The organism is Halalkalibacter sp. HAAS-P013, assembly GCF_056619925.1.
The window spans coordinates 46,786-70,118 of the sequence record NZ_JBWQTU010000013.1 but is presented as its reverse complement, the minus strand read 5'-3'; the positions used below and the strand labels follow the sequence as shown (position 1 = coordinate 70,118).

Below are 23,333 nucleotides of genomic sequence, written 5' to 3'. Positions count from 1 at the left end.
GTTACATCATTCCGAATTCCTAAATGAAGATTCATTTCAACTTCTTAAAAACAGAATAAATATAGGATAGTGTAACTAAGACCACAGCTACTTTATTTCCAAATAGAAAAAACACGCCTTACAAAATAAAGACGTGTACGCTGAAAAAATATACGGTCCTTTTATCAGCAGGTCTAAATATTAAATTTTGTCCACCAAGAAAAGAGATAATTCTTATACCTACTCATCTTCTTGATATTACTTATATATTACTTGTCGCAAACTTTCCATACCAATCATTGGTAAATTTCTTTACACTAATTTGGGTAGATGGGTGAGAATGTAAATTAATAATTATATCTGGACTAGCCGTAATTGCATGAGCTCCTTCCAAACTGCACTTGTGTACTTGATTAACATTTTTAAAGCTTGCTGCAATCACCTCAGTTTGTAATTGATAGACAGTAAATAATCTTAAAATCTCAGAAACAACATTGATCCCGTCGCCTGAAATATTATCAATACGGTTCACATAGGGAGCAACAAAATCTGCACCACATTTTGCAGCCATTAAAGCTTGTTGTGATGTAAAAATAGCTGTAGCTAATGTTTTTACTCCTAAACGATTTAACTCCTTTAATGCTTTATAGCCTTCGTCTATGACAGGTACTTTAATATAAACATCTTCATCAATTTCCGAAGTGATTTTTAATGCTTCCTCTACTATTCCTTCTGCGTCTTCTGCAAGTGTTTGAATAAAAAACATTTTTTCACGACCAAGTAAATTACGTATTTTTTTTAGTTGGTCCCAATAATCTGCATCCTCCACTGCTAAAATTGTCGGATTAGTAGTAACCCCCTCAATTTGGTAGCAGTCTATTAATTTCTTGATATCATTAATATTTGCCGAATCAATTAGTACTCTCATTCTAAACACCTCTCTTTGAATTAATAGATATGGAAGAAAGTCATTATGTTTTACACATAATGACTTTCAAATTATTAAAACATTACTTGCCCACCAGTAACGTTAATTGATTGCCCAGTACAATAAGCTGCTTTATCTGAAGCATAGAACAGGACAGCATTGGCAATGTCATCATACTCACAACCGCGTTTTAGCGGTACTTTATCAATATAGATTTGTTTGACTTCACTCTCTGAAACTCCAAGCTTTTTCGCGTATTGAGGAATTAAACTTTGGAACATAGGTGAGTTTAATAGATTCCCTGGCATAATAGAATTCACACGAATGTTATGTTCTGCAAGATCTAATGCTAGACTTTGAGTTAAACCTACTCCTCCAAATTTAGAGGCAGAATACCCCGAATTATGCTTACTGCCTACTTTACCTGACTTTGAGTTGATTTGAATGATGTTTCCGTATCCTTGATCGATCATCACCTTTGATGCTTCACGAGCACATAAGAAATACCCTGTTAAGTTGACAGCCATAGATGTTTCCCATGCACTTAAGTCAAATTCAGTTATCTTTGAACTTTTCGCATAACCTGCATTGTAAACTAGTAAATCAACTTGTCCGAAGTTAGAAACAGTTTCTTCGACCATAGCTGCTACTTCTGCTTCATTTGTTAAATCGGTTTTAATACCAATCGCCTTAATATGATACTCTAATGCTATTTTCGACGCTACACTTTTGGCGTTCTCTTCATTTAGGTCAGCTACCACAACATTATAACCGTCCTCAGCCAATCGATGTGACAGTGCTTCCCCTAAGTTTTGTCCACCGCCTGCTACGATTGCTACTTTTTGTAATCCGCTCATGGTTTCTCCACTCCTATATCTTTTATCGAATGATCTCTAATGTTTCTCCCTCAGTAATTTCTTTAATCTCTTTATCTTCTAGGCAAAGGGTCCCTGGTAAATCCGCTTCTGAACTTCCGTTAAACCTAATAGTAATATGTCCAAGATTAGCTAGATTTTGATTAACTGCACTACCAACAGCAGTCACTTCGTATTCTGTTTCACCGATTTTAAAGATATCTCCAACCATTATTTCTCCATTTAATTCATTTTTCTCATGGACAATACAAAACTCTTTTAGTTCATCTGGTGCATCATTTTTAAATAAAATGATCATCTTATCTTCATAAAAAGTTGCTGCCATAGGCCCAATGCTTGTTACATTTGTAAAATAAACTTTACTCATTTCATCCACCTGCTTATTAGATATATTTCTCTTTTAGTAATATGCACTTATTGTTTTTAAAAATCCGTATAGATTGCAAAACTAGCCAGCCATGCTACAAAAACAGTTGGTGCTCCGGTCAAAAACCTCGAATATAATACAGCTGGCACCCCTACTTCAACCGTCTCTGGTTCCGCTTCCGCTAACCCTAAACCTACAGGAATAAAATCAGCTGCTGCTTGTGAGTTGATCGCAAATAACGCTGGTAAAGCAAGTTGTGGCGGGATATTCCCTTGTCCAATTTCCGTACCAATTAACACACCGACCACCTGCGCAATAACTGCTCCTGGCCCTAAAAACGGTGATAAAAGGGGAAATGAACAAACTAATGAAATTAGTAGTAACCCCGGTAACGAACCCGCATATGGTGATAGGAAATTTGCAAATACATCCCCAATACCAGATTCTAAGATTACCCCGATAAGCATGGCCACAAACGCCATAAATGGGAGGATCGTTTTTAATACGGTATCAATCGTGTCACGCCCCGCTTGGAATAGTGTACTAGTAAAGTTACCTATTCCCATTCCTACCTTAACCATAAGGCCTTTCGGCTTCTGCTGTTCACTAATTTTTTTGTCTGTGCTATACTTGAATTGTTTATTTTTATTTTCTTGCGTTTCTGTTTCGCCGACAGAAGCGCTCTTTTTTTCTGCACTAGCTGCTACTTCTTCATTTGCTGCTTCAATATTGTTAACCTTAACTCCTGAAACATAGATATCTTCTGTTATAAATTTAGCTAACGGTCCACTTTGACCAGTTGGCATAATATTGATGGTTGGAATTCTTTTTTGTGGATAAATGCCACAACGTAATGTCCCACCACAATCAATAATCACACAAGCCATTTCTTCATCTGGCACCTTCGTTTTAAAGCCATCAACTAGTTCTGCTCCTGTTAAATCTGCAAGCTTTTTCGCAATATCTGGTTGATTTCCACCAGTAATATAGACAACTTTGTTTTTCTTTTCATTTACAATAATATTTAATGGTCCACCGAAACCACCAGGACCTGCATGAACAATTGCTGAATTGTAATTTGACATTCTGCTCACCCCTATAAATCAACTGTGCTCTTCAGTTGAACTTTTTGTTGTTTTGATACGTACGCCACTGTCCAGTCTGTTACTACACCACGCATAAAGTTGGTAACTACACCTACTAAAAAGTACATCACAGCTAACTCACCAATTGGAAGTCCTAACGTAGTAATCCCTGCCGCAATTCCTAAAAAGACAAATAGCTCTCCTGGGTTTACATGTGGAAATAATCCATTGTGTGTGTGACAAGAAAACGATGCAGCTGAGTAATAACCTGGTTTGTGTTTCTCTGGTAAAAATCGTCCTAATGAAAGTGTCATAGGATTCGCAAAGAAAAATGTACCGAATACTGGTAAAATGAGATATCTAGCAAATACATTTTTTCCCGACTTTGAAGCTAATCGTTCTACTCTATCAGTTCCTACTAAGCGAACAACTGCATTCATCGCAACTAGTAAACAAATTAATAAAGGAACAATGCCTGTGACAAGATCGACAAATACCTCGCCACCTCTTTCAAACAAATTCATAAATCCATCAGCTATCATAGTGATGTATTCCATATTAATTCACCTCTTTTTTTAATGTTAGTTTTTGTACTAGACGTTCAAACAAGCTTTTTTGAATTGGAATCTCACCTCCTTTAGAAATAATCTTGACATTAGCAACAGCATCCTGAATTGCAGCAACTGTTAGTTTGTCATATATGTGCAAGTCTTGCTTTGTAAGTTTCAGCAAGTCTTTGCCATCTAAACCTTTCATCGGTTTCACCCGCGAAAATACTGTAACCCCTTGCATTTTTCTTACTTCTAAAATCTTATTTCCCTTATTAATAGCAATCAGTAATACTGTACCTGCTTTGAAGAACCCTCTTCTTCTTCCAATTGCTACTCTCCCTTTTTGTCTTAACAAAGCGTAATGTTTATTGAAATTTTTAATTTGAAAAAAGCCTAAAAAGCTCTGAACAAGCCAAGCTGCAGCCACTAATATAATTAAATAAATAAACATATTAATTTAGCCTCCTTCAACAAGCTACATATAATGGTAAATATCCCCTTTAATGGTTGCGTTTTCATTAAGTTCCTAAAAAAACTAATCTTGCTTTAAAAGCTGTTCTGCTGTACTTTCATTTGTAATAAGGACATTAATGTATTTTCCTCTTAAAGCTCCTAAAATGGATGGGATTTTATTTTCTGATTCAGCAACTCCAATTGAGTATTCAAGTTCTGCCAATCTATCTAACTCAATCGCTACAGTTCTTTCAGCAACCTCGGACTCAATAACTTGACCATTAATATCATAAAATCTAGAACAAATATCTCCTACTACATTCAGATTATTAAGCTCCTCTATTTCTGTATCTCCATAAAATCCAGTCCAAATCATGTTCGATGACGCTAACGGAGCACCAATACCAACGACTGCAATAGAAATATTATTCCACATGTCTAAAATCTTCCTAAAATAATTGGAATTAACAATATCTTTTTTTGTTTCTTTCTTTTCTACAACAGCAGCAGCATCGATAAAATGAGATGAGCCACCGAACGTTTTAGCGACGTTATAAACAATTGTGTTAACATGATATTTACTATCTAATGTTCCTGGCCCTCCAACTAAAGGTACAAAATCAGCCCTTCTCGCCTTGTATTCCACTGGTTGATCAATCATACTTCCCATGGTTCTTCCCCACGCAAAACCAATTGTATCGTCGTCCTTAATTATTCGATTTAACAAATCCAATGTAGCAAGCCCCAAGTTCGCAAGCCTTTTTTCCTCTGTGTCCTCATTATTAGATGGAACAACTATAACATCTTTTAGTTGAAAAGCTTGTTGTAGTTTAGTCTCTAACTCGAATGTTTCATAAGAAGTGCTATCTATATGAATTTGTACTATACCTTCTTTTCTTGCTTTTTTTAACATTCTTCCAATTGTCGTACGATATATCCCAAGGTCTTTTGCTATTTCATTTTGAGTCATATCTGCTTCATAATACATTTGTGCAACTTTGACAAGTAAACGTTTTTCTTCCCAGTTAGACAACTTCATCCCCCATTCTAACGATTAATATCTTTTAAGCATTTGCTCATTTGAGCAAGTGGTGATCATTTGTCCTTGTGTTTAGTATAGACTCATCTCATAATTGAGTCAATACATTTTTTAGTTTATCCTTCTTTAACACAATCCAAAAAACGTATCAGCCAAGTTATTATTAAAACAAGATAATAACCAGACAAGGTAATGTATAAATTTTAATGGTTGGGTAAACACAAAAAAGATTGCCAGCTTAATATACATGGCAATCTTTATTATTTTTATTCGCTGAAGGGCAACTACTTTTGTCTTTTGAGGGACTTTCGTTTATGCTAATATGCTAACAACTCAGGTCTTAAAAAGAGGCTTAACAAAAAAACTTTCAATAATATATAATCCTATATTGAATGGCGAACTATGCAATTGATAATTGGTGTTCGTAATTATGATGTAGTTGTTTATTAAATTCTTCCTACCTCACCTAATAAATAGATCAGTATTTAATAATTTGAAGCTTAAATATCTTATGGAGTTTCTAGTTTGAAGTTCTGAATGTTTTTAAGCTGATTTTAAATACAGCCTCTCCGTAGATGTTATCAAAAGCCACTTCTCTCTTCTTCAAACACAAAAAAACGCGCCCCTCAGATTCTGAGAACACGCGTCATTGCTGACTTTTAAGTAAATGACCCGTACTGGGTTCGAACCAGTGACCTCCACCCTGTCAAGGTGGCGCTCTCCCAGCTGAGCTAACGGATCAAGTAAATTATATCGACATCTATTAATATACTTAATTACTAGGAAGTTGTCAATACTATTTTGGCGCGCCTAGTAGGACTCGAACCTACAACGCAAGAACCGGAATCTTGAATGATATCCCTTTCACCATAGGCGCACATATCACAAGCGACATATTCTAATATAACCCAAGAGAGACTTATTGTCAAGATAAACTCTCTCTTGAGTTATTGCTTATTTTGCTTCCGTAGGTGTACCTTCTTCAAGCATTTTGTTGAAACGTTCGCTAATGTCTTCTTCTGTATAGCCAGCCTCGCCTAAACGTGCAGCAAGGTTTTTTGCCCATAATTCTAGACGTTGAGCCATTTTCGCATATTTTTTTGATTCAGAGCCTTTCCCTTGCTTAGCACGGCCTTCTGCGTTAGACATGACGTTCTCAACGATGAATAAGCTTTTCCAAACCATTTCTTCATCTAAAGTTTCATGAACTTCACCTAATTCTGCTAGAACTTTACGGTAAAATCCGCTGAACTCTTTAAAAGAGATTTCTTCGTCCATATTTAAGTACACTTGAATTTGATCATACAAAGCTTGCATTTATTGCACTCTCCTTATTTAACTTATAAGTCATTATAGCATAAATTATTTTTCGTTTCTTATAAATCATCATCCATAAAGAAAAGAGCTTAAAGGACTCTACCTGTAAGCTCTTTCCAAGGTAAGTGATTTTTATTCCTTACAATAGTCGTCGAATGCTTTTTCAAGCTTTTGAACGACTTGAATTGGTTCGTGTCCCTCAATTTCAAAGCGCTCTACCATTGTTTTGATTTCCCCGTCTTTTAATAATGCAAATGAAGGGGATGATGGAGCGTAGCCAGTGAAATATTCTCTTGCTTTTGCTGTCGCTTCTTTGTCTTGTCCAGCAAATACTGTAACGAAGCGGTCTGGCTTTGTTTCGTAATTTTTCATGTAAGCTGCAGCTGGACGAGCGATTCCACCAGCACATCCGCAAACAGAATTAATCATTACGAGAGTTGTTCCTTCTTTCTTTAATACTTCATCGACTTCTTCCGGTGTTTGTAATTGCTCATAACCTGCTTCAACCATTTCTTGGCGAGCAATTTTCACGACATCATTCATATAGAAATTAAATTGCATTGTACTCTTCACCTCTTAAACATATGTTACTTTTATTGTAACCCTTTCGATTAATAAAACCAATTCTTTTGCACGTAAAAAAGAGAAAGATCAGCATATTACCTGATCTTCCTCGTTGCTTTTATTGAAGCGCTGTTTCTAAAACTTCAATATTTCTTCTCATAAGACTGAAATAGTCTTCATCATTTTCAACGTCTTCTTCAATAAGCGCTTCTAAGTTATGAAGGTATAGAGCCTCTGCTCCTACTTCATCTTTCACAACTTCGGCTACTTTTGTTGGAATATTTTGCTCAAATAATACATACTGTAACCCGTACTCATTTGCCAATTCGATAATATCTTGTAATTGACGTTGTGATGGTTCATTTGTTGGTGAAATACCAGAAATCCCAATTTGTTTAACGCCATAACGTTCTTCCCAATATCCATATCCAGCATGTGAAACTAGGAACGTATCTTTATCTGCAGCTTCAACCATAGCTTGGAACTCTGCATCAATTGCTTCTAGCTCAGCCTTTACTTCTTCAAAGTTTGCATTAAATACTTCTTCTTGTTCAGGCATTAATTCAACAAGTGCATTTTTAATGTTTTCCGCAAGCGTAATAGATAAAATTGGATCTAACCATACATGCGGATCCTCGTCATGATCGTGTGCGTGATCATCATGTGCATGATCGTGGTCATCCTCTTCATGTGCATGGTCATCATGTTCATGGCCGTGATCATCTTCCTCTTCATGTGCATGATCATCGTGTGCGTGATCGTGGTCATGGTCATCTTCATGGCCGTGATCATCATGTGCGTGATCGTGGTCATCTTCATGACCGTGGTCATGATCGTGATCATAGTCGATGAAGTCTATTCCTTCCGAAGCTTTTACGATCGCAACCTCTTCACCTTCGAGAGTTTCAATCAAAGCATCAACAAATCCTTCTAAACCTGCACCATTGTAAATGAATGCATCTCCCTCAGCTACACTGATCATCTCACGAGCTGTTGGCTCAAATGTGTGTGCATCTGCACCGACAGGAACGACATTTGTCACATTTACAAATTCTCCTCCGATTTTAGTAGCAAAATCTTCGAGTGGAAAAATAGTAGTAAATAATTCCAATGCCTCTACTTCTTCAATTGGTTCTTCAGTTGTTGGTTGCTCTTGCTCTTCTGCTTGTTCGTTTCCGCCGCCACATGCCGCTAGAAATGAAGAAGCAATAAGGACAGATGCAAACAAGCTTGATAGTTTCTTCATAACAATCCCCTTTCGTAACGATTACGTTTAATCACAGTTACAGATTATATCGTAAGCTTTACGATTTGTAAATATAAATTCCTAAACAAAAAGGCTTATTTTCAACCAAATCTATGTTGAAGATAAGCCTTTAAACGTTATGTTCTGTTAACTACATCTAAACGTTTCTTATATACATCATTTAATTTTTTATAATGGTCAAAAAGTTGTGGAAGTAACTTACGAAGTTGTTCTTCATCTCGCTTCTCGATTGCTGCATTAAAAGCAGTTGTAATTTCTTTATGCTGTTCAATCCATTCATTATCAATGGCCCCGCCATTCTCCAATTCACCTTTTTGCTTAGCTTCTTTTAATTTTTTCTGAAGTAAATCTCGTTCTGAGCGGATTTCTTTCCACTTTTCTATTTCGTCTGGAGCGTATTTTTCAGCTAGCAACTCATAGTAAAAATCGAGATGAACTTTTAACTCCTTATTAATTTCTTGTTGTTCATGCCCGCAGCATTCCTGCTCTGGCTCTTCATTTGGTACTTCTGCTTTAACAGGTGCCAATGATGTAACAGCAATAGATGCTAGCAAGACAATTTGCGCAAGAATAAACAACTGGTGAAAACGTTTCATGAATTGGTCACCCTTTCCTTTCTGTTACTTTTAGAATAACCAGGTTCCCCTATTTCATGTAAACAATAAAAAGCTGTTAAGAAAAACTTCTCTTAACAGCTTTGATGTAGCATGTGGCGATGGCTTATCTTGCCGTGTGGGGCTGTCCCAAAAGTCCGGAACAGAGGAGGCAATGGCTCCGTTCGCTACGCGTCTTGAGAGGAGAAACCCACTCCTCTCAAGGCTTTTAAAAGATGTAGCGACTCCACTCATTGCTTCGGGGTTGTCTCAAAGGTCAAAAACAGACCTTTGAGACAATCCCTTAAAACATTACGGCGGCTCCGCTCATCGCTTCGAGCAAGCTCAAAAAGGAAAAGCGTCTTTTTGAGCTTGCTCTTTAATAAATAGATGTTGTCTCAGCAGTCATATTTTCAAGTATTTCTTTTACTCTTGCTAAGAAACGTCCACAAACAAGTCCATCTAACACACGATGGTCAAGAGAAAGACAGAGATTAACCATACTACGGATGGCAATCATATCCCCTGCATCGCTTTCAATGACAACTGGTCGCTTCACAATTGATTCGATCGAAAGGATTGCGGCTTGCGGATGATTAATGATCGGTGTCGAGAGGATCGAACCAAAAGAACCAGTGTTGTTTACTGTGAAAGTACCACCTTGCATATCCGCCCCACTAAGTTTTCCTGAACGTACTTTCCCAGCTAACTCATGAACTTCTCGGCCAAGTCCTTTGATCGTTTTCTCATCTGCATGTTTAATAACAGGGACAAATAAAGCATCGTCTGTTGCAACCGCAAGCGAGATATTGATATCTTTCTTCTGGATAATCTTTTCCTCTGCCCACATTGAATTTAACTGTGGAAATTCCTTTAACGCTTCAACAGTCGCTTTAATAAAGAATGGCAGGAAGGTTAAGTTAAAGCCTTCTTTTTCTTTAAAGCCTTCTTTGACTTGATTTCGATATTGCACAAGTTTGGTCACATCAACTTCAACCGTCATCCATGCATGCGGTGCTTCATGCTTACTTTTCACCATATTTGCAGCAATTGCTTTTCGCACACCTGACACAGGAATTTCTAGGTCTCCATATGATGTAATGACAGCGGTAGACTCTTGTGGCGTTGCAGGTTTATTTTTTGGCTTATTAGCAACTGAGGTAACAGGTTCAGCAATAGTTTTCGCTTTTTGCTCTATACCACCATCAATAATAAGTTGAATATCCTTGCGTGTTATTCGACCACCCTTACCTGAACCAGTGACTTGTTCAAGGTCAATATTATGTTCTTGAGACATACGCAGTACAGCTGGGGAGTAACGACGTTTTTGCGACTGATCGGATTGCACTTCAATAGGTGGGCTCGGAGCTCTATCTTCTTTCTTAGCCGATTCAGCCTCACCATTACTTTCTCCTTCAGCTTCAATCGTACATATAACGACCCCTACTTCGACTGTCTCATCTTCTTGTACGCACAGCTCTTTAATTGTACCTGAATAGGAAGATGGCACTTCAGCATTTACTTTATCTGTCATTACTTCTGCAATTGGTTCGTATTTATTAACATATTGACCTGGTTCTACAAGCCATTTGCTAATTGTACCTTCTGTGACACTCTCCCCTAATTGGGGCATCGTCATTTCTGTCGCCATTCGATTCCCTCCTAGCGATTAAAATTCAGCTAGCTCGCGCATCGCTTTTTCAACCTTCTCTGGGTTAATCATAAAGTACTTTTCCATTGTCGGTGCATAAGGCATCGCTGGTACATCTGGTCCAGCCAATCGTTTAATCGGTGCATCTAGATCAAATAAACAATGCTCAGCAATGATTGCTGCCACTTCTCCCATAATGCTGCCTTCTTTGTTATCCTCGGTTACGAGTAGCACTTTGCCAGTTTTACTCGCTGCCTCAATAATAGCTTCCTTATCTAACGGATACACTGTACGTAAATCGAGAATATGTGCCCCGATCCCTTCTTTTTCCAGGCGATCAGCTGCTTGCAAAGCAAAATGAACGGATAAACCATACGTAATGACAGTAATATCATCACCTTCACGTTTCACATCAGCTTTACCAATAGGCAAGGTGTAATCCTCGTCAGGTACCTCACCTTTTATCAATCGGTATGCCCGTTTATGCTCAAAGAATAGAACCGGATCAGGATCGCGAATAGCTGCTTTGAGGAGGCCTTTTACATCATAAGGCGTGGAAGGCATCACAATCTTTAATCCTGGTACACTTGCAAAGATTGCTTCAACTGATTGCGAATGATAGAGAGCCCCATGAACTCCGCCGCCATATGGAGCTCGTATCGTAATTGGGCAGCTCCAATCATTGTTAGAGCGGTAACGAATTTTTGCTGCTTCCGAAATAATTTGGTTCACCGCTGGCATGATAAAATCTGCAAATTGCATTTCCGCAATTGGCTTCATCCCATACATTGCTGCCCCAATTCCGACACCAGCGATAGCCGATTCAGCTAGAGGCGTATCAATAACTCGCTGCTCACCAAATTGTTCATATAAACCATTCGTAGCTCGGAAAACACCGCCTCTTGCCCCAACGTCTTCACCAAGTACAAATACTTTTTCGTCCCGTTCCATCTCTTCTCTCATTGCCTGTGTTACAGCTTCTATATATGAAATAACAGCCATCTTACTTCCCCCTTTCTATTCTTCTGCGTACGTATATAACATTGCACTTTCTGGATCTGCATATGGTGCTTGCTCTGCATATTCAGTAGCTTCATCGATAATATTAGCCATCTCTTTTTCAATTCTTGACGAAATGTCATCTGTTAAAATTCCTAAACCTTTTAAATAGTCTGCAAATGTAAAAATTGCATCTAATTTCTTTGCCTCTTCTACTTCCTCACGCGAGCGATAAGCCCGATCATCGTCATCACTTGAATGAGGAGTTAAACGGTACGATACCGTTTCAATAAGAGATGGTCCTTCACCTTTTCTAGCACGGTCTGCCGCTGCTTTTACTGCTTCATATACTGCTAGAGGATCGTTGCCATCAACCGTTACTCCAGGCATCCCATATCCAATAGCTCGATCAGATACATTTTTACACGCTAATTGCTTTTCAATAGGGACAGAGATCGCATATTTATTATTTTCACACATGAAGATAACCGGGAGTTTATGAACTCCAGCGAAATTCGCCCCTTCATGAAAATCCCCTTGGTTTGAGGAACCTTCTCCAAAAGTTGTGAAAGCAACAAAGTCCTTCCCTTCCATCCTGCCGCCCAATGCGATTCCGACTGCATGCGGAACTTGCGTCGTTACAGGTGATGATCCTGTCACAATTCGGTTTTTCTTTTGTCCGAAATGCCCTGGCATTTGCCTTCCTCCAGAGTTTGGATCCTCTGCTTTTGCAAATCCAGATAACATAAGATCACGTGCGGTCATCCCAAATGTTAAGACCACTCCCATGTCCCGATAATAAGGCAAGATATAATCCTTACTAGTATCTAGTGCAAATGCTGCCCCTACTTGAGCCGCCTCTTGCCCTTGACACGAAACAACAAAAGGAATTTTCCCTGCACGATTTAAGAGCCACATACGCTCATCAATCTTTCGAGCGAGTAGCATCGTTTTATACATTTCAAGCACCGTTTCGTCGGATAGACCTAATGCATGATGTCGATTTCCAGTCATCTTTCTTCCTCCCTCAGTATTATGAATGAATAGCTAGACCATCTACAGCAAGAGCTGCCTCACCTATAACTTCAGATAATGTTGGATGTGGGTGAATCATCTCTGCGACTTCAAAGTGAGCAGCATCTAGAACTTTGGCCAAAGCAGCTTCAGAAATCAAGTCTGTTACATGCGGACCGATCATGTGAACTCCTAGTACATCCTGATTGTCTTCATTTGCTATCACTTTAACAAAACCGTCTGTTTCACCATATACTAGTGCTTTCCCTATCGCTTTAAACGGAAATGTGCCCACTTTTACTCGAAAGCCTTGGTCTATTGCTTGCTTTTCTGTTAATCCAACACTTGCCATTTCAGGATTGCTGTAAATGCATTTTGCAACCGTGTCATAGTTGATCGGATTGGGCTTCTTACCTGCAATATGATCGACAGCAACAATCCCTTCATGTGAGGCAACATGCGCTAGCTGCAAACCACCAATCACATCTCCGATTGCATACATGTGCGATTCTTTCGTTTGATTAAATTCATTCACAACAATCAAACCGTCTTCCACCTGAATATCAGTGTTTTCTAGGCCTATATCAGCTACATTCGCACTTCGGCCTACAGAAAGAAGCAATTGATCTGCGTGATACATTTCTAGTTGTCCCTTCATTTCGGCTTGAATGGTTACCCCTTGCCCTTTTTCCAAAGTTTCAGGTAGCACTTTAGCACCTGTTACAATCTTGATGCCCTTGTTCATTAAAATTCTTGACGCTTCTTTTGCAATTGCTGTATCTTCCGTCGGGAGAATCTGCTCACTATACTCAATAATCGTGACTTCAACACCAAAATCATTCAGCATCGAGGCCCATTCAATCCCAATGACTCCCCCACCCACGATGATGATTGACTTTGGCAAAACCTCAAGCGTTAGAGCATGATCTGAAGTAAGAATATATTTGCCATCTGCTGCAAGTCCCGGTAATTCCCGAGGGGAAGAACCTGTTGCAATAAGAACATACTGGGGTAGGAGCATCGTATTTTCTTCACCATCTGAACGTTCTACAGAAATCGTACCTGGAGTAGGGGAAAAAATGGATGGTCCAAGGATCCTTCCTGTTCCTTCGTAAACATCAATTTTTCCTTTCTTTAATAGATGCTGGACCCCACGATGCAACTGATCGACAATTGAATCTTTTCGTGCTTGCACTTTTTTAAAGTCAAGACTTACTTCGCTTGTAATGACACCAAATTCTTCTGAACGCTTTGAAGTTGCAAATACTTCTGCACTCCGAAGTAATGCCTTACTTGGAATGCATCCTTTATGCAAACAAGTTCCGCCAAGTTTTTCTTTTTCAACCACTGCCACTTTAAGCCCGTGCTGTGCCGCTCGAATCGCAGCAACATACCCACCGGTACCGGCCCCCAAAATGACAAGATCGTATTCTTCAGCCATGTAACGTTCCTCCTAGCTCCTAAAAAAGTTTCCGCTTGAATAAACATAAAAAGGAAAACTGCCCTAATCCTGAATAAGTGCTCACATGTTGCGTCGGCGTGATAAAATATGCTGTCCGTTTTGCAAGAATTGACGTCTAGATCTTCTCATTCTATCAATTCGTTCTTCAGCCATACGGTCTGCCGCCTTGAATGTTGGAATTTGATCACGCTTTGATATATCAAATACTTTCTCAATATTTTGATAGATTCCTTCTACTTTCTTCAACGCCCGTTCACTGTTATACCCATTTAATTCATCCGCAACATTAATAACACCACCTGCGTTAATCACGTAGTCTGGTGCATACACAATGCCCATTTCGTGAATAAGGCTCCCATGACGTTCTTCTTTTAACTGGTTGTTTGCTGCTCCTGCAATGACCTTCGCTTTTAATTGTGGAATAGTGAGATCATTAATAATGGCACCTAGTGCACACGGGGCAAAAATATTACAATCGACACTATAAATGTCATTTACATCAACTGCTTTTGCGTTAAAATCTGTAACTGCTCTTTGAACAGAATCTTTATTAATATCCGTTACAATTAATGAAGCACCTTCCTCATGCAGATGTTTACACAAGTTATAAGCAACATTTCCGACCCCTTGTACAGCAATTTTTTTTCCTGCTAAATCATCTGTACCAAATGCTTCTTTAGCAGCTGCTTTCATACCGACATACACTCCATACGCCGTTACTGGCGATGGATTTCCTGATGAACCGAAAGCAGGAGAGATCCCTGTTACATAATCTGTTTCTTCATAGATTGTATCCATATCTTGTACGGTTGTTCCTACATCTTCGGCTGTAATGTAGCGGCCATTTAAACCTTGAATGTACCGACCGAATGCACGAAACATTTCTTCATTCTTATCTTTTCTAGGGTCACCAATAATAACGGTTTTTCCCCCGCCAAGATTTAATCCGGCTGCTGCGTTTTTATACGTCATGCCTTTTGCTAAACGCAGTGCATCTTCAAACGCATCTGCTTCTGTCTCATACATCCACATCCTCGTTCCACCAAGAGCAGGACCGAGTGTTGTATCATGAATTGCAATAATTGCTTTTAATCCAGATAATTTGTCTTGGCACACAACGACTTGTTCATAGTCGTAACTTTCCATATAAGAGAATAATTCCATGATGTAGCCTCCTTAAATACGTCACCTTCAAAAAGATGACTCCTACCTTATCCTTTGCAAAAACCGTGCCACAAAAAGAATTTTTATCCATCCCTTTATAGTCTTCACAAAACGATCACAATCCAAAATAGAGTATGCATTTTTTTTCATTAGTACGCAAGATTTTGCATGCACATTTATGCAATCTGATGCTTCTCCATTTTGTAATACAGTGAACGAATGGAAATACCTAATGCTTTTGCCGCATTCGTTCGATTTCCTTGATAACGTTCTAACGCATTTACAATAACTGATTTCTCATAGTTATTAAGCAATTCCTGCAGTCTCTCTTCTTTTTTGCCGATTGTACTTTTTTGAATGAATGTATCAGTTTGAACATTCGAAAAAAGAGGTGGAAGATGTTGTAAATCTACTCGACGACTTGCTGGTTCCATATAAATCATCGTTCGAGCTAAGACGTTTTCAAGTTCCCTTACATTACCTGGCCATTGGTAACCACTTAAATACTGTAAGGCTTCATGAGAGATCGCTTGAACGTACCTTCCATAATCTTTATTTAATTTGTTCAAGAGATGCATTGCTAAAAGTTCAAGATCGTTCATTCGTTCACGTAAAGGAGGGATAGAGATTGGAAATTTATTTAGCCTATAATAAAGGTCTTCTCGAAACCGATCTTCAGCTATTGCTTTTTCCAAATTTACATTCGTTGCAGCAATGACTCGAACGTTAATGGCTATTGGCTTCGTTCCTCCGACTCTAATGATTTCTTGTTCCTGAAGAACGCGTAATAATTTGGCTTGCATTGCACTAGAAAGTTCCCCTAACTCATCTAAGAAGATGCTTCCATTATCAGCTTCTTCAAATAACCCTCTCTTCCCTCCACGTTTCGCTCCCGTAAAGGCACCTTCCTCATAGCCAAACAATTCACTCTCAAGCAATTGTCCCGATAACGCAGCACAATTAACACGAACAAACGAGTGATGTTTCCGTTGGCTTTCATTATGTATAGCGTGAGCAAATAGTTCTTTTCCGGTACCCGATTCGCCTCGCAATAAAATTGTTGCGGGAGTTTGAGCCGCTAATTTAGCTTGTTCAATTGCCACCCTCATTTCCTCGGATGTTCCAATGATTTCATCAAAAGAATATTTAGCTTCAAGTGTTTGAATTCGTTTTTTTGCTTTTTCAAGTTGACCATGCAAGGAGTTCAACTCAGAGACATCATGGATGACTCCTACACTTCCTCGCTTCTGTCCATCCACTATGATTGGTGCTACATTTACAATCACATCTTTTTTGTTTGGTCCAACCTTTAAAGAAACACCTCTTACAGCTTTCCCCGTTTCAAGTACTTGTAAATGCATGCTTTCCCCTTCAGAAATATCTGCAGTTGCAGGATGTCCTATCACTTCTTCAGGCTGTAATCCCGTTAGCCTCGTATAGGCTGGATTTATCATTAATCCTATCCCGTTCTCATCTACAACTGAGATCGCATCATCTGAAGATTGAATAATAGCTTCAAGCATAGTTTGAACATTTTTTAAGCTCGTCACTTGATCTGCCATTTCCACCATATCTGTTATATCTTTAAAGACAGCTAATGCACCAATACAACGACCTTCTTCAATCATCGGGACCCTAGTCGTAATGACAATTGTCCCATTTTGAAGTTGCTGTTTGCGGTTATGTTCTGCTTGCTGTGTTCTCATTACCCGTGGTAACCCACTCGATTTCATGACCTCACGAAGAGGACGCCCGATTGCTGCCTGAGCTTGTATCCCTGATATTCGCTCAGCAGCCTCATTAAAGATTAAGATCTGTTCATTGGAATTAATTGCAATCATCCCGTCGTGAGTCGAATTTAAGATCGTTTCTTGAATCGACATTTGTTCATTCAGACGGACAATCAGTTGATCTTTCTCTTGCATTAATGAGTAGAAAAGTCTGGCTAATTGAGAGGGAACAATCATTGTATTGGGCTGAATCGTTTTCCTAAGTTCCGTTAGAACATCAGGATTTCCTGTCGATTCAAAAATAAAATCAACCTGATCATTACGAATTTCTCTCCAATCAGATCCGATTTTTACATGATGTTCCTCTGCCTCTACAATGCCTGGGGCCGATGAACGAATATCATACACGGCAATAACTTGAATGTGTTCCATATTCATGAGCAATCGAAACAGGGCTGTCCCACCTTGACCAGCACCGATAATTACCGCGCGTTTCATCAATACTCCCCCTTTTATGACTTGGTCTTAACTTCTACTATTAATTTTCCTCCTTTTACTATTACGCAAATGACACAAAAATGCAACCACTAACGTGTACACATTGATGAATTTCCGTTAAAATATAACTATAGTAAATGATGAAAGAGGAATTGTTGATGGGACGATTTATCGCCTTAATGATATTAGTAATACCAGGAGTCATTGCCGGATATGGAATTAAGTTGATGCGAGATACTATTTTTCAAATCATTAATAGTCCATTTCCAAACCTTTCTTTACAATTTTTTGCAGGACTGGTCCTTTTCTTTGCTGGACTAAGTTTTATTGGCGGATTTATTTTTTATCGTGACCGTAAAAACGGAAAAATCGCACCAAGATTTCAAAAAAAATAAACTCAAAGTGGGTGACTCTAGTTATGTGAGTCACCCTTTTGATGTTTATTCATAATTCCAATTTGATCGATCATACGAAGCAAAGAAGAATGTTCAATAATTGCTGAAAATGAATACTTTTCTGCAATGATGATAAAGAAACTAACAACAACTAGAACAAAAAGTTGAAGTCCTATTGGTAAATGGTTGATTGCCACTACTGCTAAGATGGCCCCTATTACCGTTGCCCCATTATCTCCAAGCATCGCCTTTCTATAGCCTTCAAGCACATACCAAACATAGAAGACAGATAGTAGCATGACAATATAGATAAAGGATGGAAGTGGATTAATAAGTAGTACGAGAACCATAAAACAAAACGCTCCCTTCCACACTCGTAACGGACGAGTATCAAATAAATTCATGACATGCGGAAGACCTATAAGCAAGAAAAGCGAGAGGAATGTGGCAAAGTACGTGTGCAAAGGCGTCATCCAGACAAATACCGACGCTACTACAATAGTGCCTACTGCTTTTACCAATCCCGTTGTAATGCGTTTTTTTTGAAACGCATACAAAACATGGCCTTTTAATCCTTTTGGATACGGCTTGCCAAACACATCATCAACAAGACCAAGTAACCAGATCGAAAAGACGAAAATAAAAGAAGCCATCGATACGGATTCTATTCCAGGAGATAGAGCAAATAAATAACTATAACTATATATAATGACAACTCCTAAACTATACGGAACAAACTTTCTTTCATAATTCAATACACCCAAATTCATCGTTTTAAATGAGAACAGACTTATAAAAGCAATGATTGGCATTGACAGAAAGAAGGCCATCATGATTGTACACCTCTAAGTTGTTTTTCTATATCAACCCACTGCTTTAAGCGATGAAAGAAGCCTTTAACGTCTCTCCCCATTTCACGATGCTTCATAGTCGTTGGAATTTCTAAACAAGTTGCCCCTGCTTCTAATAGATCGATTGTCATTTGTGTTTCAATGCCGAATCCAAAGTAAGATTTGCTTAATAGAACTGGAAGCCATTTTCGTCGAAATGCTCTTTGACCTGATAACGGCGCTTCTAATTTCACCCCAGTTTTCTGATAGACAATCGTTTGGACTCTTCGTTTCACCATACCCATCCCAGACTTCTTCCCAGGATTAATAATAGATATAGTCATATCCGCTTTGTTTTGGCGAATTGGTTCAAGGAGTACAAATGCCTCACTAGCGGATTCCTCGAGGTCTGCATCTAGACAGACAATATATTTCCCCTGTGCATTCTTCCACCCGAGCTGCATTGCGTATCCTTTTCCTTTGTTCGTTGAATACGAAATGACTTTATCTGCATATTTCTCCGCCGCTGCTTTTGTTTGATCCTTACTTCCATCATCAACGACGATGATCTCTGACTGTTTATATTTCTTGTTAGCTCTTATAGCAAGAAGTGTCTTTTCAAGCGTCTCCTCTTCATTATAGGCTGCTATCACAAAAGATGTATCAATCATGGCGAAGAACCTCCTTCTTCTTCCACACCCCTACACGTCCACTGACAAGATGATGAATTGTTTCAATTAGCGAAGGTTTTAATCGATTTTTTTTCTTCCATAATAATGGCATAATAGATGGGTTTGTCAGATGATGTATCCCCTTTAAGTCAGTTATCTTTTCACCAGCTTGAATTCGACACAACCAAGTCGACCCCATGCCTGCACGCCCTTTTTCTAGAAACTCTGTCATCCCCAAACGACAGCCTATTAAATAAAGGTGGTTAGCACCCGACCAATAAGATGCTGTAATGGCTACATCTTCACTTGTTCCAACGAAGCGGATCGTATCAACAAATAAGCCCATTTTGTTTAATCGTTCTTTCCCTGGTGAAGAACCGTTTGGGTGTTCGTGACAAATTAATTGCGCCCCGCAATTAATAGCTTTCTCACTAATCGAATCCATATCGCCAATGATGAAATCTGGTACAATTTTTTGTTTTAACAAACCATCTGCAGCCCCATCCACCGCTACAATGACCGCCCCCTTTTTCATCATTGCATGGCGGACTGCTTTAATATCCTTTTCATACTTTGTATTCCTCGCTACAATAAATACTTCTTTTTGATTCACTACTTCAAAAGAAGGTGGAATATTAGGGAACTTTTTAAACCAATCACATTCTTTTTTAGCATAAGTTATTGTGTTATGAACGAATTTATCAAATTGATTTGAATAATTGCTACGTGCTTCTATTGCTTTTTCATTAATTATTTCTTCGGTATAATATTTCAAACTAGCTATAAACATCGGCTCTGACTGATCGTCTACATAAAGTTCATCTTGAAAGATTATCGCTTCTTCTCCTTGATACACTCTGTCATGCTTGCAAGAAGCTGTTATATCAAAGACCGGGATTCCTGCATGAAGCAAACGTCTTACATGTTGTTGTGTATAGTGGCCTGTCATCGATGTTTTCGCATTAATCACTGCCTTCACTTGCGCTTCAATTAATCCATCGACTGCTACACCATCCAGGTCTTCATGCCATAAAAAAACAATGCTTCGTTTTGGCAAATAATGAAGCAACTTTTTGGTTTGTTTGTGTTCATAGATAGGTCCTTTTATCAAATTCATCATATGATAACCCTCTTTGCACCGTTTGGTCATAATATGAGCAATTTTAGCGATTTTATTTATAATAGGAGAGATTTTGGTAAATTGAAAAAATAAAAAAGGAGTTTAAAGTCCATTGTACGAAAAACAGTACTCCCTTAAAAAAATTGGAAATGCTAAAACCGTCCCTTTTTCTTTTCTTTTTTCCACCAATTAAATAGCACAAATACAAATAGTATTTTTACAACCATAGCTACAGCCACGGTTATAACAACTGTCATCTTCCCATCTCCCAATACGTTTCACCCCTCTTATACTATTTACTACTATAGAGATAGTGAAAACCCTTTTATTTTTTACATTTTCAAAATAAGAAAAAACACTTCAATATTGAAGTGTTTTTTCTTTAGTCTTTTTTTGTATCTTAATTGCGATCCTTTCAAGAAACTTTATGTTCAATCCTAAGCTTATCAGCAACCATTGCTATGAATTCACTGTTTGTTGGCTTTGCCTTTGAGTGGCTTACTGTGTATCCAAACAGACTAGAAATTGAATCAATATTCCCGCGGCTCCAAGCTACTTCAATCGCATGACGAATAGCACGCTCCACCCGACTCGATGTTGTATTAAATTTCTTTGCAATATCTGGATATAATACTTTTGTAATCGATCCTAGTAATTCAATATCATTATAGACCATCGTAATTGCTTCACGTAAATACATATAGCCTTTGATATGAGCTGGCACACCAATTTCATGGATTATACTTGTAATACTCGCATCTAAATTAAAGCTAGGCTGTTCGTGTTGTGATGCATTTGAGATATACGAGTTCATTGGAGCCTTTTGAACAAATGATCTTGTTTGTCCGCTGATTTCGCGAATATTAGAAATTAACACTTCCATATCAAACGGCTTTAGTACGTAGTAAGCAGCTCCTAAATCAACAGCTTTCTTCGTAACATCTTCTTGACCAAAAGCAGTCAACATAATAATATTAGGCTTTTTCTTCATATTTAATTTATTAATCCGCTCAAGTACAGCTAATCCATCTAAATGAGGCATAATAATATCTAAGATTAATACATCCGGCTCTTGCTCCTCGATCAAACTTAAACATTCCTGACCATTGTACGCTGTTCCTACTACTTCTAAGTCATTCTGAGCTGATATGTATTCATTGAGTAGATTGACCAACTCACGATTATCATCCGCAATACATACTTTTACTTTTTGCACATTAAAGCCTCCTCTGTTCCTTTTTTCTGTCATACTTTTAGTTTTCGACAAGGGACTTTATTTCCCTTTAATTTCTTTTAATTTATTTAGGTTTTTTTACATTTCCTAAGATATTCTTCAGTATACTACCTTATTCGACCTGATTCGAACATTGACAGATAACTCAAATTCTATTTGTCGAATTTTCTTTACACCTTAATCATATCACAAAAAATAAAAAAGAAAAGAAGCCAAAGCGAATTTAACTCGCTTTGGCTTCCTGTGTATTTGAAAAATGATCAGTTACTCCTGCTTCTTCTAGCATCCAACTAATGTGGCATCCATATCCACTTGTTGGATCATTAACAAAGACATGAGTTACCGCACCAATAATTTTCCCATCTTGAATAATCGGACTTCCACTCATTCCTTGTACAATTCCACCTGTTGCTTCCAACAGTTTTGGATCAGTTACTTTAATAACCATTCCCTTTGTTGCTGGTTGTTTTTGGGGAACAGAACTAACAATTTCAATATCATATTCTTCTACTTCTTCCCCTTCAACCACAGTCAATATTTTAGCCGGCCCTTCCTTGACATGAGTCGAATGGGCGATCGGCATCTTTTTATCATGGATGTTGTTTTTTAAATTTGCTTCTTTTAATGTCCCAAATATCCCAAAGGAACTATTTTTTTCAATTGTACCTAGTACATCTCGTTGGTTAGATAAGCTTGCCAGCTTTTCACCTGGGTCACCATTGCTACCTTTTTCAATGGAAGTTACAGAAGAACGAATGATTTGTCCATCATGAACAACAATTGGTTTTTGTGTGTCAACATCAGAAATAACATGACCCAATGCCCCGTATTTTTTTGATTCTGGGTCATAAAAGGTTAATGTTCCTACCCCTGCTGCCGAGTCCCTAATATAAAGACCCATACGGTAAGAATGTTCACCTTTTGCTTTTAAAGGTATTAATTCCTTTTCAAGCGTTTGTTGATCTCGTTTAATTTCAAGTTTCAGCTTTCGTCCATCATCTCCTGCAGCTTGAACATATTCGCCAACTTGACTCATACGTTGGATTTCATGATCATCTATTTTCGTAATCATGTCTCCCACTTCGATACCAGCTATTTCTCCAGGAGACGAACTGCCATCTTCCGTTTCAACTAGATGATGACCTACGACTAACACTCCTTCGGTATTAAGCTTTACACCGATAGATTGTCCTCCCGGAATAACTTCCGTTTTTGGAAGCACATTAACATCAATACTTTTCACAGGAAAACCTGCGACTTCTAATGATACATGGTCTGTTATGTCACTTTCACTTACCCCATTCATTTGAAAAGTAAGTGCTGATGGCGCAGCAGTTGCAGTTACAGCTTTGAGTGACTTGGTTGCATCTACTACAGGTGTCATATCCCCTTCAAACACAGTCATAGCTGTGGGAACTTTCACCCATTCACGTACCCCATCAGAAAAACCTAAACTTACGACAAATAGTAAAACAAGTATACCTAATGTTTTTCTTACTGCATCGCCTCTCACTCACTTCACTCTCCTAGCTCCTTGCCCACACCTC

The 23,333-nt window shown here is 38.4% G+C and carries 23 protein-coding genes and 2 tRNA genes; 1 reads left to right on the top strand and 24 read right to left on the bottom strand.

What is annotated here, in order from left to right; genetic code table 11:
• Positions 1–241: 241 nt before the first annotated feature.
• From AC1FXP_RS17355 to AC1FXP_RS17265, 19 genes are all read right to left on the bottom strand, one after another.
• Positions 242–907 (bottom strand): transaldolase family protein, encoded by a 666-nt coding sequence (locus tag AC1FXP_RS17355; RefSeq protein WP_480063250.1) that lies wholly within the window; start codon positions 905–907, stop codon positions 242–244.
• A 74-nt stretch (positions 908–981) separates the two neighbouring features.
• On the bottom strand, positions 982–1,764 hold the full coding sequence (srlD, locus tag AC1FXP_RS17350) for a sorbitol-6-phosphate dehydrogenase (protein WP_480063249.1): 783 nt from the start codon (positions 1,762–1,764) through the stop codon (positions 982–984).
• 22 nt (positions 1,765–1,786) lie between these two features.
• Positions 1,787–2,149, bottom strand: a complete 363-nt coding sequence (locus tag AC1FXP_RS17345) for a PTS glucitol/sorbitol transporter subunit IIA (RefSeq protein WP_480063248.1) — start codon at positions 2,147–2,149, stop codon at positions 1,787–1,789.
• Between the two features lie 56 nt (positions 2,150–2,205).
• Entirely contained in the window at positions 2,206–3,234 is a 1,029-nt protein-coding gene (gene srlE, locus AC1FXP_RS17340; RefSeq protein WP_480063247.1) for a PTS glucitol/sorbitol transporter subunit IIB, read from the bottom strand.
• Between the two features lie 11 nt (positions 3,235–3,245).
• Positions 3,246–3,791: a PTS glucitol/sorbitol transporter subunit IIC gene (gene srlA, locus AC1FXP_RS17335; protein WP_480063246.1), complete on the bottom strand. Its 546-nt coding sequence runs from the start codon at positions 3,789–3,791 to the stop codon at positions 3,246–3,248.
• Position 3,792: 1 nt separating this feature from the next.
• Entirely contained in the window at positions 3,793–4,236 is a 444-nt protein-coding gene (locus AC1FXP_RS17330; RefSeq protein ID WP_480063245.1) for a transcriptional regulator GutM, read from the bottom strand.
• Between the two features lie 84 nt (positions 4,237–4,320).
• On the bottom strand, positions 4,321–5,271 hold the full coding sequence (locus tag AC1FXP_RS17325) for a sugar-binding transcriptional regulator (protein WP_480063244.1): 951 nt from the start codon (positions 5,269–5,271) through the stop codon (positions 4,321–4,323).
• Positions 5,272–5,945: 674 nt separating this feature from the next.
• Positions 5,946–6,018: transfer RNA gene (locus AC1FXP_RS17320), tRNA-Val, on the bottom strand.
• Positions 6,019–6,079: 61 nt separating this feature from the next.
• Positions 6,080–6,154, bottom strand: a tRNA-Arg gene (locus tag AC1FXP_RS17315).
• Positions 6,155–6,231: 77 nt separating this feature from the next.
• Positions 6,232–6,594, bottom strand: a complete 363-nt coding sequence (locus AC1FXP_RS17310; RefSeq protein WP_034630371.1) for a hypothetical protein — start codon at positions 6,592–6,594, stop codon at positions 6,232–6,234.
• 132 nt (positions 6,595–6,726) lie between these two features.
• Entirely contained in the window at positions 6,727–7,155 is a 429-nt protein-coding gene (locus AC1FXP_RS17305; RefSeq protein ID WP_332632296.1) for a BrxA/BrxB family bacilliredoxin, read from the bottom strand.
• Positions 7,156–7,276: 121 nt separating this feature from the next.
• On the bottom strand, positions 7,277–8,404 hold the full coding sequence (locus tag AC1FXP_RS17300) for a metal ABC transporter solute-binding protein, Zn/Mn family (protein WP_480063243.1): 1,128 nt from the start codon (positions 8,402–8,404) through the stop codon (positions 7,277–7,279).
• Positions 8,405–8,541: 137 nt separating this feature from the next.
• Positions 8,542–9,021: a hypothetical protein gene (locus AC1FXP_RS17295; RefSeq protein ID WP_480063242.1), complete on the bottom strand. Its 480-nt coding sequence runs from the start codon at positions 9,019–9,021 to the stop codon at positions 8,542–8,544.
• 376 nt (positions 9,022–9,397) lie between these two features.
• Positions 9,398–10,669, bottom strand: coding sequence for a dihydrolipoamide acetyltransferase family protein (locus AC1FXP_RS17290; protein ID WP_480063241.1), 1,272 nt, complete (start codon positions 10,667–10,669; stop codon positions 9,398–9,400).
• An 18-nt stretch (positions 10,670–10,687) separates the two neighbouring features.
• On the bottom strand, positions 10,688–11,671 hold the full coding sequence (locus AC1FXP_RS17285; protein ID WP_480063240.1) for an alpha-ketoacid dehydrogenase subunit beta: 984 nt from the start codon (positions 11,669–11,671) through the stop codon (positions 10,688–10,690).
• Between the two features lie 15 nt (positions 11,672–11,686).
• Complete coding sequence (locus AC1FXP_RS17280; protein ID WP_480063239.1) at positions 11,687–12,682, bottom strand: thiamine pyrophosphate-dependent dehydrogenase E1 component subunit alpha; 996 nt, start codon at positions 12,680–12,682, stop codon at positions 11,687–11,689.
• A 19-nt stretch (positions 12,683–12,701) separates the two neighbouring features.
• Positions 12,702–14,123: a dihydrolipoyl dehydrogenase gene (gene lpdA, locus AC1FXP_RS17275; RefSeq protein WP_480063238.1), complete on the bottom strand. Its 1,422-nt coding sequence runs from the start codon at positions 14,121–14,123 to the stop codon at positions 12,702–12,704.
• 81 nt (positions 14,124–14,204) lie between these two features.
• Positions 14,205–15,308 carry a branched-chain amino acid dehydrogenase gene (gene bcd / locus AC1FXP_RS17270; RefSeq protein WP_480063237.1) on the bottom strand — a complete coding sequence of 368 codons (1,104 nt, stop codon included), beginning with the start codon at positions 15,306–15,308 and terminating at the stop codon, positions 14,205–14,207.
• 176 nt (positions 15,309–15,484) lie between these two features.
• On the bottom strand, positions 15,485–17,536 hold the full coding sequence (locus AC1FXP_RS17265) for a sigma 54-interacting transcriptional regulator (RefSeq protein WP_480063236.1): 2,052 nt from the start codon (positions 17,534–17,536) through the stop codon (positions 15,485–15,487).
• A gap of 158 nt (positions 17,537–17,694) precedes the next feature.
• Between AC1FXP_RS17265 and AC1FXP_RS17260 the strand changes: the two genes are divergently transcribed.
• A complete protein-coding gene (locus tag AC1FXP_RS17260; protein ID WP_250095092.1) occupies positions 17,695–17,931 on the top strand; it encodes a DUF2627 domain-containing protein in 237 nt (78 codons plus the stop codon).
• Between the two features lie 17 nt (positions 17,932–17,948).
• Here the strand turns inward: AC1FXP_RS17260 and AC1FXP_RS17255 are convergent, their stop codons facing one another.
• From AC1FXP_RS17255 to spoIVB, 5 genes are all read right to left on the bottom strand, one after another.
• Positions 17,949–18,764, bottom strand: a complete 816-nt coding sequence (locus AC1FXP_RS17255) for a hypothetical protein (RefSeq protein WP_480063235.1) — start codon at positions 18,762–18,764, stop codon at positions 17,949–17,951.
• Positions 18,761–19,432 (bottom strand): glycosyltransferase family 2 protein, encoded by a 672-nt coding sequence (locus AC1FXP_RS17250; RefSeq protein WP_480063234.1) that lies wholly within the window; start codon positions 19,430–19,432, stop codon positions 18,761–18,763. The genes AC1FXP_RS17255 and AC1FXP_RS17250 overlap by 4 nt, the downstream gene beginning before the upstream one ends.
• Positions 19,425–20,552, bottom strand: a complete 1,128-nt coding sequence (gene steA, locus AC1FXP_RS17245) for a putative cytokinetic ring protein SteA (protein ID WP_480063233.1) — start codon at positions 20,550–20,552, stop codon at positions 19,425–19,427. Before steA ends, AC1FXP_RS17250 begins: the two co-directional genes overlap by 8 nt.
• Before the next feature lie 415 nt (positions 20,553–20,967).
• The gene (gene spo0A, locus AC1FXP_RS17240) at positions 20,968–21,768 is read right to left on the bottom strand and encodes a sporulation transcription factor Spo0A (protein ID WP_480063232.1); all 801 of its coding nucleotides are present in this window, start codon (positions 21,766–21,768) and stop codon (positions 20,968–20,970) included.
• Positions 21,769–22,009: 241 nt separating this feature from the next.
• A complete protein-coding gene (gene spoIVB, locus AC1FXP_RS17235) occupies positions 22,010–23,299 on the bottom strand; it encodes a SpoIVB peptidase (protein WP_480063231.1) in 1,290 nt (429 codons plus the stop codon).
• Positions 23,300–23,333 lie beyond the last annotated feature (34 nt).